Raw genomic sequence first — 15,751 nt, 5'->3', positions numbered from 1 at the left:
CCTGTCATTACCGCGCCCCGTCGGGGATCGCCACAAGGCTCGGCCTGACGTGCCGAAAAAATCGCGCAACGGCGTCGCTTGGTCATCTATTCAAGCCATCCGACTCGCCCGACACTGCCTTTACCCCGCGCCATAACCGGGGTGGGGCGTTTTCAGAAAACCAATACCGGGCCGGACGTTTTTAGGCCATCCGGCGGTATGTTTTTCGGAGTGGCTAGGGAATGGCTCAGCAGGTAATTGAATGGGTCCTCGTCAAGGACTCCCCCACCACCGCATTCGGCGCCGTCGGGTTTCTCAACAACAAGGTCGTGGCCGTCGTCGCCTTTTACGAGGATCGGGACGGCAACATGGACGGCAAGGTCAGCTGGGGCGAAGCGATCGCCTGTTTCATTTCGCCGGTCTCGGTCAAGGGCACGGCGGTCAATTCGGTAGCCCAGACGGCAAAATACAGCTCGGAGATCCTGACACGCGATCCCGGCTTCAAACAACTCGCCGACCAGATGTTCGTCAATTTCATGTCAGGGCTGGTGCTAGACGGGATTTATGCCGTTTATTTCGCGCCCGGCATCTCGATGGCGGGCGGCGGACTTGCCAAGATCGTGACCAGCGGCATGATCAAGCAATTGGTGATCCGCAAGGGCTTCGAGGCGACAGTGAAGAAGATCTTCATGGAAACGGCGGGCCGCTGAACAGAATGGGCGGTTGGGACTGCGCCGGCCTCAGCCTGCCGCTTCCAGCCGCTCCACGGCGTCCATCCAAAGGGTTTCCGCGCGCTCCAGGGCATCCTCGACTTCGGCGAATTTCGCCTGCCAGAGATCCAGCTTGTCCTTGTTTGCCGCCTCGTAGACCGCCGGGTCAGCGAGGCGCTCAGAGAGCGTTGAACGCATTTCTTCAAGTTTTTCCATGCGTTGCTCGCATTTCCTGACGTCGGATCTCAGCTCCTGAATGACCGACTGGCTAACGCGCTCGGGCTTGGCCGGCGTTTTGCTCCGCTCCGGCTTGTCCTTTTCCAGCAGCATCTTGCGATAGGCGTCGAGATCCTCGTCATAGGGCAGCACGCGCCCCTCCGAGACCAGCCAGAGCCGGTCGGCCACGTGGGTGAGCAGGTGCAGGTCGTGGCTGACAAGGATCACCGCGCCGGTATAGGCGGTCAGTGCCTCCACCAGCGCCTCGCGACTCTCGATATCGAGGTGGTTGGTCGGCTCGTCGAGGATGAGCAGGTGCGGCGCATCGAGCGTGGCCAGCATCAGCGACAGCCGCGCCTTCTGTCCGCCCGAAAGCTTCTCGACCACCGTGTCGGCCTGTTCGGCGCCGATACCGAAGCCGCCAAGCCGGGAACGCAACTTGGCGGGCGTCTCCTGGGGGCGCAGCCGCTTCAGATGCTCAAGCGGGGTCTCGTCGAGGTAAAGCTCGTCCACCTGGTGCTGGGCGAAATACCCCACCCGCAGCTTGCCCGAGCGGTTGATCCGCCCTTTCTGAGCCTCCAGACGACCGGCGAGGAATTTGGACAGCGTCGACTTGCCCTCGCCATTCTTTCCCAGAAGCGCGATGCGGTCGTCCTGATCGACGCGCAGGCTGAGCCGGCTCAGGATCGTCGTCTCGCCGTAACCGATGGCAGCGCCCTCGGTGGCAATGATTGGTGGGCTGAGTTCCTCCGGCTCGGGGAAGGTGAAGCGGCGCAGGGCAGCTTCCTGCGGCGTGGCTATGGGCTTCAACCGGGCAATCGCCTTCAGCCGCGACTGCGCCTGCCGGGCCTTGTCCGCCTTGTAGCGGAACCGGTCGACATAGGACTGCAGATGCGCGCGCCGCGCCTCCTGCCGCTTGCGCTCGCTCTCGGCGGCGGCGATCCGCGCCGCGCGTGTCTCGGCGAAGGTGTCGTATGGCCCCTGGTAGAGAGTCAGCTTGCGGTCTTCGAGATGCAGGATCGCTCCGACGGAGCGGTTCAACAGCGCCCGGTCGTGGCTGACAATGATCACGGTATGCGGATAGCGGGTGAGGTAGTTTTCCAGCCAGAGCGCGCCTTCGAGGTCGAGATAGTTGGTCGGCTCGTCCAGCAGCAGCAGGTCCGGCTGGGCAAAGAGCACTGCGGCCAGCGCCACGCGCATCCGCCATCCGCCCGAAAAGGCCGAGCAGGGCATGACATGCTTTTCGGTTTCGAAGCCGAGCCCGCGCAGGATCGCCGAGGCCCGCGCCTCCGCCGACCATGCGTCGATATCGGAAAGCCGGGTCTGCACCTCGGCTATGCGGGCCGGATCGGTCGCAACTTCCGCTTCCGCCAGAAGCGCCGCGCGCTCCGTGTCCGCGGCCAGCACCGTGTCGAGCAGCGAGACCTCGTTTCCCGGCGCCTCTTGCGCCACGCCGCCAATCCGCGCCCCGCGCGGCAGCTCGATAGAGCCGGTTTCAAGCGTCAGCTCGCCCCGGATGAGACGGAACAGCGTGGTCTTGCCCGTGCCGTTTCGCCCCACGAGGCCAACCTTGTGACCGGTCGGGATGACGGCAGAGGCGTGCTCGATCAGCGGACGCCCTTCGACGGAATAGGAAATATCGGAAAGCCTGAGCATGGCGGCGCTGTGCACCAGCCTTCAGGCGGTGTCAACAAGCCGTGCTGCGACCGGGAGCTGCCCGCCGTGGCCCGCCCCTCTGGCTTGGTGATTCGGCAAAACGCACGCTCTCCCGTGGAGCGGTAATGATGACCCAACGTCACTTTCTTGCTCTCAGGCGGGTACAATTTCGTCCGATGGGCCTGATTGGCTCCGGTCTGTCCACAACCGCCCAAAATGCTCAGACATAACTTTGGGTTGTGTCAGGCTTTGAGGAATCAACCATTTGGCGGGCAGGGGGCGGCCTGTCCTTGAGAGAAAGGATCGACCATGCCTAAACCAAGCGGAAAGGGTGGAAACGGGGGCTCCACCGTGTCGCCGCCCGACGGCGCCATTGTCGGCACCGAGGTTAACGATTTCATCGACCTGAACTCGACCCCCGTCTTCTCTACGGAGCTGGACGACATCATCTGGGGCCTCGGCGGAAATGACGAGATCCATGGTGGCGGCGGCAGTGACACGATCGAGGGCGGCGCCGGCGACGACACGCTCTGGGGCGATGACGGCGACGACATCGTCAATGGCGGCGACGGATCGGACACCATCTATGGCGGCGCCGGATCGGACGTCATCGATGGCGGCGACGATGGTGGCATTGACGTCGTCATTTATGAAGGTCTTGAGGGGGAGGATTACGACGTCGTGATCCTGACCGAGACCATCGGCAACGGAAAGAAGCAGCAGACCGTCGTGACCGGGTTCGAGGTCTACGCGCTCGATGGCAGCGGGGATGTGGACCACCTCACAAATGTCGAGCAGGTCCTCTTCGTGCAATATACAGAGCCGGGCACGATCATCACCGGCAGCGACTACGCCGCGGTTCAATATGACCAGACAGTGCAGCTCAACGTGCTGGCCAATGATTACCTGGAAGGGGGCGATCTCGGCGACGGCCTGTCGGTCTCGGCGATCCTCGACGCGCAGATCAATATCGACAATGACGGTGTCAACGATCTTGACCTTGTCCCGGACGGGGTCGACCTCGACTATTTCCTCAATGGCGGGCTTCTGAATGACGGCTCGATCCTGACGTTGACGGCCGATGGCACGCTGATCTGGGACCCGAATGGCCAGTACGACACCGAGCCGGGCTCCGGCGAAGACGCGCCGTCGGTCTATTTCTGGTACGAAGCCACGGATGGGTCCGGGACCACGCAGTATGGCGATGTCGGCCTGCAGGTCAGCTATCCCACGCCGGCCGGCGACATCCAGTTCGAGGACATGATCGGCGTCTACGACCCGTTCACCTCCGACCTGCTCGGGATCTATATCTACCAGGATGGCCCGGGCGGGGATTTCTGGATCAGTCAGCTCACCTCCGCCACCAACTATTTCGAGGAGCGGGATTCCTCGGTCGCCGATTACGATTATGACGGAGACGGCGATGCGGAGTTCCGCGTCTGGACGGATGCGGATGGCACGACCCACGAGATGAATGTTACCCATGGCGGGGACGAGCAGTCCGATCTCGATGGTATGTACATCATCGATCTCGACCTGGGCGAGACCGCGACGATCCTCTTCGCCGACGCCTCGGGCAACGTGATTGGCCGGGCGGTAATCACCGAAGACGATCTCGACACCGATGGCTGGGTCGCGTTCGACAATGCCACTGGCATCGACCAGTTCTCGGTCGAAGCGGGCATTGGCGACGAGTTCTATATCGACGATATCGCCTTGGCCTGACCTGTCGCGGTCATAGGCACCGCTGAAACCGGCGCGGGATGGCCAGCGACGGGGTCCGGTGGCAACCCAGCCATCGCTGAAGGGCTTTTCAACCCGGCGCGCCCATGCTACGGCCCGCGCAAGTTTCATCACGCCCTGGGGAGTTACCAATGGCCATCGAACGCACCCTTTCCATCATCAAGCCCGACGCCACGAAACGGAACCTGACCGGCAAGATCAACGCCAAGTTCGAGGAAGCGGGCCTGCGCATCATTGCGCAAAAGCGCATCCAGATGACCAAGGCTCAAGCCAGCGTCTTTTACGGCGTGCACAAGGAACGCCCCTTCTTTGACGAACTGACCACCTTCATGATCTCCGAGCCGGTCGTCGTGCAGGTGCTCGAAGGCGAAGACGCCATTTCGAAGAACCGCGAAGTCATGGGCGCCACTAACCCCTCCGATGCCGCCGAAGGCACCATCCGCCGCGAGTTTGCGCTCTCGCTCGGCGAAAACTCCGTGCACGGCTCCGACGCCCCGGAGACCGCCGCCTTCGAGATCGGCTACTTTTTCTCCGGCCTCGAACTGGTCGGCTGACGCTACCTGACGTTTTCGAAACTCAAGGCCGCGCCGATCCTTCGGCGCGGCCATTCTTTTTGCGGAAACGCCTGCCGGAGAACGAAAGAAACCGGCTTGCCATCATCTTTCCTCAAATATCCTGGGGGGAGCGCTCGATAGAGCGCGGGGGGCAACGCCCCCCTCCACCCGCGATCTCAGCGCAAACCCACCATCTCGCGAATATCCGCCGGACTTGCGCCGTCCGCCCGGTATTTCCCGATCGCCCGCGCATCGTCACGCTTGGCCAGCCGCTTTCCGGCATCGTCCCGGATCAGCCGGTGGTGGTGGTAGATCGGCCGCGGCAGCCCCAGAATCCGTTGCAGAAGCACATGAATGGCCGTGGCCGCGAACAGGTCCTGTCCGCGAATGACATGGCTTATCCCTTGCGCGGCATCGTCGACCACCACGGAGAGGTGGTAGGACGTTCCCATGTCGCGGCGCGCAAGGACGATATCGCCAATGGAACCGATGAGGGTTTCGGGCGCGATGTCAATCGTTCCACGCTCCCCATTTGGTCCGGATCCATCTTCTTGAAACAGAATATTATCAATGCCGTCGAGTGCTTTTCTCATGTTCAGCCTCAAGGCCTCCGCAGGCATTTCGGCGGGCAGGGGCCTGTCGCGGCAGGTGCCGGGATAGACGATTCCGTCCGGCCCCATGACCGGCGCGCCGCCCTCCTGCGGAGCGCTGGCGGCCTCCAGGATGTCGCGGCGGCGGCAGGAACAGGGATAGAGCAATCCGCGGCTCCACAGCTCCTGCAGCGCGGCACGGTACACCGGCAGGCGCTCGGATTGCCGCATCACCGGCTCCGGCCAGTCGAGTCCAAGCCAGTGCAGATCGTCGAAGATCTGCGCCTCCCACTCAGGGCGGGCGCGGCTCTGGTCGATATCCTCGATCCGCAGCAGGAACGTCTCGCTCGCCGCTCGCGCCATGTCCGAGGCCAGAAGCGCCGAATAAGCGTGGCCCAGATGCAGCGGGCCGGTCGGCGATGGGGCGAAACGGGTGATCATCGGCCTAGCGGTCGCGAGTTACCACGCCCTGGTGGATCAGGAACCAGGCCAGCAGGATGAACATCGGATGCGTCAACCCGCCAGAAAAGATGAGCGCCGGTACCCAGATGATGAACACCAGTATCCCGAGGATGGGCCGTCCGGCGAGCATGATCGATAGCGGCGGCAGGATCAGGGCAAGTAGATAGTTCACGGGGCTACTCCTGTGGGGCGGCGGGCGCAGGAGCCGGGATGCCGAGCCACTCCGCCCAGGCCGCCTTGGCGCGGTCGGTATAGAGCTTGTAGCGGATCTTGCGACCCTTGCGCCCCCCCTTGGCGTCGACGGGTCGGAACAGGCCGAAATTGACGTTCATCGGCTGGAAGGTCTTTGCCTCGGCACCGCCGGTGATGTGAGTGAGCAGCGCACCCATGGCGGTGTCCTGCGGCACGGGCGGCAACTCCCGGCCCAGCATTTCGGCGGCGGCCATTCGGCCCGCCAACAGACCCATCGCGGCGCTCTCCACATAGCCCTCGACGCCGGTGATCTGGCCGGCGAAACGAATATGCGGCTTGCTCTTCAGGCGCATCTGTCCGTCCAGAAGGGTGGGCGAGTTGATGAAGGTGTTGCGATGAATGCCGCCGAGCCGGGCGAATCGAGCATTCTCCAGCGCCGGGATCATCCGGAACACTTCCGTCTGGGCACCATATTTCATCTTGGTCTGGAAGCCGACGATATTGAACAGCGTGCCGAGCGCGTTGTCGCGGCGCAGCTGTACGACGGCATAGGCCTTTTCCTCCGGCTTGTGCCGGTTGGTGAGGCCGACGGGTTTCATGGGCCCATGGCGCAGCGTTTCGCGGCCACGCTCGGCCATGACCTCGATGGGCAGGCAGCCGTCGAAATATTTCGCCGTCTCGCCGTCCTTGAACTCCCTCTTCTCGGCGGCGAGCAGCGCGTCGATGAAGGCCTCGTACTGGGCCTTGTTCATCGGGCAATTGAGATAGGCGGTGCGCTCCTCCTCGGTCTCGCCCTTGTCGTAGCGGGACTGCATCCAGGCCACGTCCATGTCGACGGAATCGGCATAGACGATTGGGGCGATGGCGTCGAAGAAGGCGAGGCTGTCCTGACCGGCCTCGGCGGCAATAGCATCGGCCAAAGCGCCGCCGGTGAGCGGTCCGGTGGCGATGATGACGGGGCCGTCCTCGGGGCCGGGCAGGGCAGTGATCTCCTGCTCCACCACGGTCACCAGCGGATGGGAGCGCAGCTTGCGCGTCACGGCTTCGGAAAAGGGATCACGGTCCACCGCGAGCGCTCCACCTGCGGGGATGGAATAGGCATCGGCCGTGGTCATGATCAACCCGTCGGCCACGCGCATTTCCCAATGCAACAGGCCCACGGCGTTGTTCTCGTCATCATCCGAACGGAAGGAATTGGAACAGACCATCTCGGCCAGGTTGCCGGTACGGTGCGCGAAGGTTTCAACCTTGGGCCGCATTTCATGCAAAACGACAGGCACACCCATTTGGGTGGCCTGCCAGGCGGCTTCGGAGCCGGCCATGCCGCCTCCGATGATGTGGATAGCTTTTGTCATGAGCGCCATCTAGGCGATCGGACGCCCTTTGGGAAGGTGGGCCGGGCTAGCTCGAACGGGCGATCTCGAAATCTTCCTGGAAAATCCGTTCCAGCTCTTCGATCGAAACCTTGTCGTGGCCATAGGGCGGCTCATAGGGCTCGTAGCTGTTCTGGTAGTCCCGGCGGTGCGCTTGTTTTTGCGGCTTGGACTTCGCCGCCGGCTCGATCACGGCGTTCTCGACACGGCGCGGCGTGATGCGGCGCGGCTGTACTACCCGGCGACGGTTCCAGCGGACGATCCCGCGGTTGCGCGCGGCGGTCCGGTCGGGTTCTGCATAAGTGAGCATGAGCGAGGCGATCAGCGCGAGATCACGCCAGAAGATGCCGAGTTCGCTTTGCAGCCCGAGATCCATCATGCGCAGGTAGCTGGCCCAGAAGGTGAGTATGCCAAGCGTCAAAGCCGCACCGCGCAGCCAGACTCCGATCATTACCAGGTAGGCGAGCGAGAACACCAGGGCGGATCCGAAAGGTGACGAGATATGCGCGGGCATGAACCTGTCCGTCAGCGCCGTCAGGTCCGTGCCGGGTATCAGCCCCACCGCTCCGGCGAGGAAGTAGGAGGCGATTAGAATTCTCAACAGGTTCTGGGCGGTTGGTCCCAGGACAAGGCGGTCTCCAGAGGTGCTATACATTCTATTGTCCCTACTGTCTCTACTGCCTGTCGCCTCACCTGTACCTGTACCGCTCGAACTCTTTGGCTGTGACGACAATTCTTGACTGGTCCCACAATGACGTCTGAAAGGGGCAGGTGAAGGGAAGGTTTGTGGAATTTCCGGACGAAGAAAGTGGTGGAAACAGGGGCCGCCCAATTAACCGTTTCCCAATTAAGGCTCGGAAACGGTACGTTTTCTTGGAGAAAATCGCGAAAAAAAGGCAATTCTATGCCCCGCTTTCGCCTTAATTTGGCCTCGGTCCTTAACGGCCAGCCTTTAACGAATTCGTTTCTCGAGTCTTCGTCTCATATGAAGAAAACAAAAAACAAACAACGAGCTAGGAAGAGACAAAAAGTGCTGCGATTCGCGCCGGTCGACGGGCGGCCAGACGCGAGGGGGCGTACAGCGAAAAGGGGGCGTATGGCGCCCCCTTGCATATCATTCGCTATCGGGATCCGAACCGGTTTCGTTGGCCGCATCCTCCGTCTCTTCCACCTCGTCCGGCTCCGCCTGTTCGGCGATCCGGGCAACGGAGACGACTTCCTCCCCCGCACCAGTGTCGAAGACGCGCACGCCGCCCGCGCCGCGTGAGCGGAAAGAGATTCCTTCCACCGGGCAACGAATCGACTGACCGGTCGAGGTGGCCAGCATGATCTGGTCATCCCCCTCGACGGGGAAGCAGGCCACGAGCGGGCCGCCGCGCATGGCGCGATCCATTGCCGCCACGCCCTGGCCGCCGCGTCCGCGCACGGGGTAGTCGTGGCTCGACGAGGTCTTGCCGGCGCCGCCGGCGGTGATCGTCAGGATCAGGTCTTCGGCGGCGGACATCTCGGCATAGCGTTCTTGCGTCAGCTGGCCACCCTCGACGAGGGTCTCGTCATCGTCGGCTTCGGCATCGTCTGGCGCACCGGCCACAGCGCGGCGCTGCTTGAGATAAGCGGCGCGTTCGGCGGGATCGGCTTCGAAATGGCGGATGACGGACATGGAGACGACCTCGTCGCCTGTCGCAAGTCGGATGCCACGTACACCGAGCGAGGCGCGCGAGTTGAAGACCCGAACGTCGGTGCTGCGGAAACGGATGGCGCGGCCGAGCTTGGTGACCAGCATTACGTCGTCGTTCTCGGAGCAGATCCGGGCATTGATCAGCCGCACCTCGGCATCCTCATCCTCGAATTTCATCGCGATCTTGCCGTTGCGTTTCACATTGGTGAAATCGCTGAGCGCATTGCGACGCACCGTTCCGGCCGAGGTGGCAAAAACGATCTGAAGTTCGCCCCAATCCTCTTCGTCGCGGTCCACCGGCATGATGGCAGCAATGGAGACGCCCGTGGGGATCGGCAGGATGTTGACGATCGCCTTGCCCTTGGCCGTGCGCCCGCCGAGCGGGAGCCGCCAGGTCTTGATCTTGTAGGCCATTCCGTCGGTGGTGAAGAAGAGAAGTTGGGTATGGGTATTGGCGACGAAGAGCGTGGTGACCACGTCGTCATCCTTGGTGGCCATGCCCGAGAGCCCCTTGCCGCCGCGCCGCTGGGCGCGGAAATCTGCGAGCGGGGTGCGCTTGATATAGCCGGACTGGGTGATGGTGACGACCATATCCTCACGCTCGATGAGGTCCTCGTCTTCCATGTCGCCGGACCAGTCGACGATCTCGGTGCGCCGTGGCACAGCGAATTGATCACGTACCTCGGTCAGCTCGATGGCGATGATCTGCATGATCCGCTCGCGCGAGCGCAGGATGTCGAGATAGTCGATGATCTTCCTTGCCAGCTCTTCGAGTTCGTCGGTGACTTCCTTGACACCCATCGCGGTGAGCCGCTGCAGGCGCAGCTCGAGAATGGCGCGGGCCTGGGTCTCGGAGAGGTTGTAGGTCCCGTCCTCGTTCATCTTGTGGGTCGGGTCGTCGATCAGGCGGATGTAATCGGCGATGTCCTTGGCCGGCCAGCGGCGGGTCATCAGTTTCTCGCGCGCCTCTGCGGGGTCGGCGGAGGCGCGGATCGTGGCCACGACCTCGTCCACGTTGGAGACGGCGACGGCGAGGCCGCAGAGGATGTGGGAGCGTTCCCGCGCCTTGCGCAGCTCGAAGGCGGTACGGCGGGCGACGACTTCCTCGCGGAAATCGACGAAGGCGGTGAGGAACTGGCGCAGGGTGAGCTGTTCCGGGCGGCCACCATTGAGCGCCAGCATGTTGCAGCCGAAGGAGGTCTGCATCGGCGTGAAACGCCAGAGCTGGTTCAGGACCACGTCCGGGGTCGCATCGCGCTTGAGTTCGATCACCACGCGGACGCCGACGCGGTCGGATTCGTCCTGCACGTGGGCCACGCCCTCGATCTTCTTGTCGCGGACCATCTCGGCGATCTTCTCGATCATCGAGGCCTTGTTGACCTGGTAGGGGATCTCGTCGAGCACGATGGCGTAACGGTCCTTGCGGATCTCCTCGATGCGGGTCTTCGCCCGCAGGATCACCGAGCCGCGTCCCTCAAGATAGGCCTTGCGGGCGCCGGAACGGCCCAGCATCACACCGCCGGTGGGGAAGTCCGGGCCGGGAATGTATTCGATGAGGTCTTCGGAGGTGAGGTCGGGGTTCTCGATCAGGGCCAGCGTGGCGTCGACCACTTCGCCGAGGTTGTGCGGCGGGATATTGGTCGCCATGCCGACGGCGATACCACCGGCACCATTGACCAGCATGTTGGGGAAGCGTGCCGGCAGGACGGTCGGCTCGCGGTCCTTGCCGTCGTAATTGTCCTGGAAATTGACCGTGTCCTTGTCGATATCGGCCAGCAGGAAGGCGGCGGGCTTGTCCATGCGCACTTCGGTGTAACGCATGGCGGCGGCGTTATCGCCATCCATGGAGCCGAAATTGCCCTGGCCATCCAGAAGCGGCAACGACATCGAGAAGGGCTGCGCCATCCGGACGAGCGCGTCATAGATCGCGCTGTCGCCATGCGGGTGGTACTTACCCATCGTGTCGCCGACCGGGCGGGCCGACTTGCGATAGGGTTTCTCATGCGAGTTGCCCGTTTCGTGCATCGCGTAAAGGATGCGGCGGTGCACGGGCTTGAGCCCGTCACGCAGATCGGGGATCGCGCGGGAGACGATCACGCTCATCGCGTAATCGAGGTAGGAGGCCTTCATCTCGTCCGAGATGTCGATGGTCGGACCGTCGTAACCGGAACGGTCGGGACGATCTTCTTCCGGGCTCTCGGGGGGCTGAGGGGTGTCGGTCATGTTTGCCTGCGTTCTCTGTTGCGCACCGCTATATCTGGATAAGCCTTCTTAGCAGGCCCACGAGATGGGGTGCAATGGTAGCGCGCGAAATGAGCCGGCCGGGGCGGCTGAAACGGGGAAAAAACGGGGGCGCTGCCCCCACACGCTCTGGTGAGCGTGTTCCCCCGGGATATTTTCCGAAAGATGATGGGATTGGGCGGGCGCTCAGGCCTGGCTGGTTGCCAGGCTTTTGGCGTAGGTCTTGTCGGTTGCGCCGTGCAGGAAAGATGCGAGGGCGGCGGCGCTGATCGCTTCGCAGGAGGGCCTGTCGAAAAGGAGCGGCCAGATCGGCGACGGGCTTGCTGTCACGGCGGACCGTGAGCATTCGGGAGAAATCGCCGTGCACGCGGGCGGCAAAGATCGAGCCGAGGACGACCCGTAGCAGGGCCTGGGCGCCGCGACGCTGCGTGAAATTGGCCTGTCAGTTTTACCTTAGCGGGCATCCGGCCTTGTTGCGTGCGCTTCCGAGCACGTGTATCAGGCCCCAAAGGAAAATCGGACCGAGGTGAAAGATATGCGTCGAGTGGTTGTTACCGGTTTGGGTATGGTCACGCCGCTGGCGAGCGGCGTCGAGGAGACATGGTCGCGTCTGCTGGATGGCCAATCGGGTGCGGGTGAGATCACGCGTTTCGACAATTCGCGGGTGACGACGAAATATGCCTGCGAGATCCCCTTTGGCGACGGCAGTGACGGGACCTTCAACCCGGACGCGCACATGGAGCCGAAGGAGCGCCGGAAGGTCGATGATTTCATCCTTTACGGGATGGCAGCGGCCGATATGGCGGTCAAGGATGCCGGCTGGACGCCCGAGGACGAGGAGAGCCGGCTGCGCACGGGCGTGATGATCGGTGCCGGTATCGGCGGGCTGTCGGCGATTGCCGACACGGCGGTGATGATGGCCGAGAAGGGGCCGCGGCGGGTATCGCCGTTCTTCATTCCCTCGGCGCTGATCAACCTGGCCAGTGGGCAGGTCGGCATTCGCTATGGTTTCAAGGGACCTAACCACGCGGTGGTGACGGCGTGTTCGACCGGGGCGCATGCCATTGGCGACGCGGCACGGCTGATCCAGTGGGGCGATGCCGACGTGATGATCGCCGGTGGCGCAGAGAACCCGATCAGCGAGATCGGCATTGCCGGTTTCAATGCCTGCAAGGCGCTGTCGACCAAGCGGGCGGATGACCCGAAAGCGGCCAGCCGGCCTTATGACGCCGAACGCGACGGTTTCGTGATGGGCGAGGGCGCCGGCGTTGTCGTTCTGGAAGAATACGAGCACGCCAAGGCGCGCGGCGCGAAGATCTATGCCGAGATTCTTGGCTACGGCCTGTCGGGCGACGCCTATCATATCACCGCGCCGTCCGAGGATGGCGATGGCGGATACCGCTCGATGCAGGCCGCGCTGAAGCGGGCCGGGCTGGAGCCGGGGCAGATCGATTATATCAACGCCCATGGCACCTCGACCATGGCGGACACGATCGAGCTGGCCGCGGTGGAGCGGATGCTGGGTGACGCGGCCAGCAAGGCAACGATGTCTTCGACCAAATCCTCGATTGGCCACCTTCTGGGTGCGGCCGGTGCGGTGGAGGCGATCTTCTGCATCCTCGCTATTCGTGACCAGGTGGCGCCGCCGACGCTCAATCTCGACAACCCGCCCGAGGGGGTGAAGCTGGATCTTGCTCCCAAGGTGAAGCGCGAGCGCGAGATCAAGTACGTCCTGTCGAACTCCTTTGGCTTCGGCGGCACCAATGCCAGCCTGATCATGGGGAAGGTTGAGGACTGATGGCGCGGGCGATTGCCTCTAATGCGCTGACCATAGGTATTGTGATCCTGCTGGCCGTGGCCGGCATCCTTGCCTGGGGGCGCAGCGAATTTGCGGGCCAGGGCCCGCTTGAGGAGGCAATCTGCCTTCTGGTGCCGTCGGGTGCCTCGATGACCTCTGTTTCGAAGGATCTGGAGGCACGAGGAGCGATCAGCAACTCGGCGGTCTTCCGGATCGGCGCGGATTACGAGGACAAGTCCGCACAGCTCAAGGCGGGGAGCTTCGTGGTGCCGGCGGGGGCCTCGATGCAAGATATCATAGCGGTGGTTACCGCCAGCGGGCGCAGCACCTGCGGTACGGATATCAATCTCCAGATCGGTGTGAATGTTGCCCGCGTGCTTGTGCGTGAGCTGGATCCTGCGACGCAGGAGCAGCAGGAACTGGCGCGGATCGATCTCGGTGCAGAGCTGCCGCCGCTGGACATGAACTTGGCGGTCGAGAGCACAATTGCCGGGGGAACGGTTTCGCTGGGGACGCTGATGGAACGGCCGAGCACCAGCTACCGGGTGACGCTGGCAGAAGGCGTGACGAGCTGGCAGGTGGTCGAGTCGCTGAAGGCGGCGGCGTTCCTGAGCGGCGAGATTTCGGAGATTCCGGCCGAGGGTCACTTGGCGCCGGACAGTTACGAGACGACTCGCGGTGGGAATCGCGCGGCGATTCTGGAGCGGATGGAAGCGAAGCAGGAGACGATTGTTGCCGAGCTCTGGCAGACGCGTCAGGCCGGGCTGCCGCTGGAGAGCCCGGAAGAGGCGCTGACTCTCGCCTCCATCGTGGAGAAGGAAACCGGCGTTCCTGAGGAACGGCCGCTGGTGGCGAGCGTCTTTGTAAACCGCCTGAACCAGGGGATGCGCCTGCAGACGGACCCGACGGTAATCTATGGCATCACCGAGGGAAAGGGCGTGTTGGGCCGCGGGTTGCGGCAGAGCGAGTTGCGTGATGCGACACCTTATAACACCTATGTTATTCAAGGGCTTCCACCGACTCCCATTGCCAACCCGGGCCGTCAGGCGATTTCGGCAACGCTCAATCCGGACGCCAGCGACTACCTGTTCTTTGTGGCAGACGGCACCGGCGGCCATGCATTCGCGTCTACTCTGCGGGAGCATAATGTGAACGTCGCACGCTGGCGCGAGATCGAGGCGAAGCAGGCCAACCAGTGAGAAATGGTTAACAAACAGTAACTTGACGTGCGCTGCTCCGTTGCGAGGGAGCACGCCGAGCTTGACTCTGCGAACGGTCCAAAGTAGAAACAAGTCACGCTGGAAGAAATGGGCAAGCACCGGAGCCGAGAGGTTCACGGTGCTTTTTCGTTTCGCTTGTTCGGAGGGAATGAGCATGAGCAGGTTCAGAAAATGCATAAATCTACGACCCCCGAAACCTCGGGTGAAAACGTCGGTCAGTATTTTGATCAGGCCGCAGAAATCTATCGCAGCTCCAGCAAGGAGATGACCGACATCGTTCGGGAAATCGGCGACGGCAAGACCGATCGCGCAAAGAAGCTGGGGCCGATTCTGACCGAGATCCGCAAGGCTTCCATGGCCATGATGGAGGAAGCTCGCAATGTCGAAGACCTTCGCAGAAAGCTCGTCGGGGATGTTCATGAGCAGAGCCTCGACCTTGCCGGGGCCCGCAATGAAATTGGGCGCCGAATGGCTCGCATCCGCGCCGCAAGCGGAGCAGGAAGCGTTTCTTGAGGGGCTGAGTGAGCACGCGCTTTGTGCGCTGCCGTGGCTTTTCGAGTTCTGGGCGCTACCGCACCAGCTCCCACCCGGGGGAGATTGGAAGACCTGGGTGATCTTGGGCGGAAGGGGCGCGGGCAAGACCCGCGCCGGCTCGGAATGGGTTCGGACCCAGGTAGAAGGGGGGCGGCTGGAGGAACCCGGCCGGTCCCGCCGCGTGGCGCTGGTCGGCGAGACGTTCGATCAGGTCCGCGACGTGATGGTGTTTGGCGATAGCGGGATTGTCGCCTGTTCGCCGCCCGATCGGGTGCCAGGCTGGCATTCGGGCAGGCGGCAGCTGGAATGGTCGAACGGGGCGATTGCCCAGGCCTTTTCGGCACATGAGCCGGAGGCGCTCCGGGGCCCGCAGTTCGATGCGGCTTGGGTGGATGAGCTGGCCAAGTGGAAAAAGGCCGAGGAGACATGGTCGATGCTGCAATTCGGTTTGCGGCTGGGCGACAACCCTCGGCAAGACGTCCGAGAAGAAACCACAGTGCCGCGTTCAAGGCGAAGGTCGCATTGGCGGCGCTGAAGGGCGACAAGACGATGAGCGAACTGGCCACCCAGTTCGACCTGCATCCGAACCAGATCAAGCAGTGGAAAGACCAGTTGCTCGATGGCGTGTCTGATGTGTTCGAGGACAAGCCGAAGAGCAAGGAACCGGAAATCGACATCACCTCCCTACACGCGAAGATCGGTCAACTCACCTTGGAGAAAGATTTTTTAGAGGGAGCGCTCGCCAAGGCCGGTCTGTTGCCGAGCGCAAAGAAATGACGGATCGAGACCACAAGCTGAGCCTCAC

Annotated in this window: 12 protein-coding genes and 2 pseudogenes; 8 read left to right on the top strand and 6 right to left on the bottom strand. The window is 62.8% G+C overall.

Annotated elements, in window-relative coordinates; all coding sequences use genetic code 11:
• Positions 1 to 221: 221 nt before the first annotated feature.
• Positions 222 to 689: a hypothetical protein gene (locus BLR85_RS17170; RefSeq protein WP_093159090.1), complete on the top strand. Its 468-nt coding sequence runs from the start codon at positions 222 to 224 to the stop codon at positions 687 to 689.
• 30 nt (positions 690 to 719) lie between these two features.
• Here the strand turns inward: BLR85_RS17170 and BLR85_RS17165 are convergent, their stop codons facing one another.
• Positions 720 to 2,561, bottom strand: coding sequence for an ABC-F family ATP-binding cassette domain-containing protein (locus tag BLR85_RS17165; protein WP_093159085.1), 1,842 nt, complete (start codon positions 2,559 to 2,561; stop codon positions 720 to 722).
• Between the two features lie 309 nt (positions 2,562 to 2,870).
• Here BLR85_RS17165 and BLR85_RS17160 point away from each other — a divergent pair, with 309 nt between their 5' ends.
• Both BLR85_RS17160 and ndk read left to right on the top strand, forming a co-directional pair.
• Positions 2,871 to 4,286, top strand: coding sequence for a calcium-binding protein (locus tag BLR85_RS17160; protein WP_139188434.1), 1,416 nt, complete (start codon positions 2,871 to 2,873; stop codon positions 4,284 to 4,286).
• 149 nt (positions 4,287 to 4,435) lie between these two features.
• Positions 4,436 to 4,858 (top strand): nucleoside-diphosphate kinase, encoded by a 423-nt coding sequence (ndk, locus tag BLR85_RS17155; RefSeq protein ID WP_093159074.1) that lies wholly within the window; start codon positions 4,436 to 4,438, stop codon positions 4,856 to 4,858.
• 176 nt (positions 4,859 to 5,034) lie between these two features.
• Here ndk and gluQRS read toward each other — a convergent pair whose 3' ends face one another.
• The 5 genes from gluQRS to gyrA form a co-directional block, all read right to left on the bottom strand.
• On the bottom strand, positions 5,035 to 5,889 hold the full coding sequence (gene gluQRS / locus BLR85_RS17150) for a tRNA glutamyl-Q(34) synthetase GluQRS (RefSeq protein WP_093159070.1): 855 nt from the start codon (positions 5,887 to 5,889) through the stop codon (positions 5,035 to 5,037).
• A 4-nt stretch (positions 5,890 to 5,893) separates the two neighbouring features.
• Positions 5,894 to 6,082, bottom strand: coding sequence for a hypothetical protein (locus BLR85_RS17145; RefSeq protein ID WP_093159067.1), 189 nt, complete (start codon positions 6,080 to 6,082; stop codon positions 5,894 to 5,896).
• A gap of 4 nt (positions 6,083 to 6,086) precedes the next feature.
• Positions 6,087 to 7,457: a methylenetetrahydrofolate--tRNA-(uracil(54)-C(5))-methyltransferase (FADH(2)-oxidizing) TrmFO gene (trmFO, locus tag BLR85_RS17140; RefSeq protein ID WP_093159213.1), complete on the bottom strand. Its 1,371-nt coding sequence runs from the start codon at positions 7,455 to 7,457 to the stop codon at positions 6,087 to 6,089.
• 46 nt (positions 7,458 to 7,503) lie between these two features.
• Positions 7,504 to 8,130: a hypothetical protein gene (locus BLR85_RS17135; protein WP_093159064.1), complete on the bottom strand. Its 627-nt coding sequence runs from the start codon at positions 8,128 to 8,130 to the stop codon at positions 7,504 to 7,506.
• A 459-nt stretch (positions 8,131 to 8,589) separates the two neighbouring features.
• Positions 8,590 to 11,376, bottom strand: a complete 2,787-nt coding sequence (gyrA, locus tag BLR85_RS17130) for a DNA gyrase subunit A (protein WP_093159059.1) — start codon at positions 11,374 to 11,376, stop codon at positions 8,590 to 8,592.
• A 553-nt stretch (positions 11,377 to 11,929) separates the two neighbouring features.
• On the opposite strand from gyrA, the gene fabF reads away from it, so the two are divergent.
• The 5 genes and pseudogenes from fabF to BLR85_RS17105 form a co-directional block, all read left to right on the top strand.
• Positions 11,930 to 13,192, top strand: a complete 1,263-nt coding sequence (gene fabF, locus BLR85_RS17125; protein WP_093159056.1) for a beta-ketoacyl-ACP synthase II — start codon at positions 11,930 to 11,932, stop codon at positions 13,190 to 13,192.
• The gene (gene mltG / locus BLR85_RS17120) at positions 13,192 to 14,391 is read left to right on the top strand and encodes an endolytic transglycosylase MltG (protein ID WP_093159052.1); all 1,200 of its coding nucleotides are present in this window, start codon (positions 13,192 to 13,194) and stop codon (positions 14,389 to 14,391) included. The genes fabF and mltG overlap by 1 nt, the downstream gene beginning before the upstream one ends.
• A gap of 108 nt (positions 14,392 to 14,499) precedes the next feature.
• Positions 14,500 to 14,925, top strand: a complete 426-nt coding sequence (locus BLR85_RS17115) for a hypothetical protein (RefSeq protein WP_093159049.1) — start codon at positions 14,500 to 14,502, stop codon at positions 14,923 to 14,925.
• A pseudogene (locus BLR85_RS17110) lies at positions 14,864 to 15,454 on the top strand (terminase large subunit domain-containing protein); the annotation flags it as partial. The gene BLR85_RS17115 and the pseudogene BLR85_RS17110, both read left to right, overlap by 62 nt.
• Positions 15,373 to 15,751, top strand: a pseudogene (locus BLR85_RS17105) (transposase); the annotation flags it as partial. The pseudogenes BLR85_RS17110 and BLR85_RS17105, both read left to right, overlap by 82 nt.

It is taken from the genome of Aliiruegeria lutimaris, from assembly GCF_900099935.1.
GTDB classification, from domain to species: Bacteria; Pseudomonadota; Alphaproteobacteria; order Rhodobacterales; family Rhodobacteraceae; genus Tropicimonas; species Tropicimonas lutimaris.
This window is presented reverse-complemented; position numbering and strand designations above follow the sequence as displayed.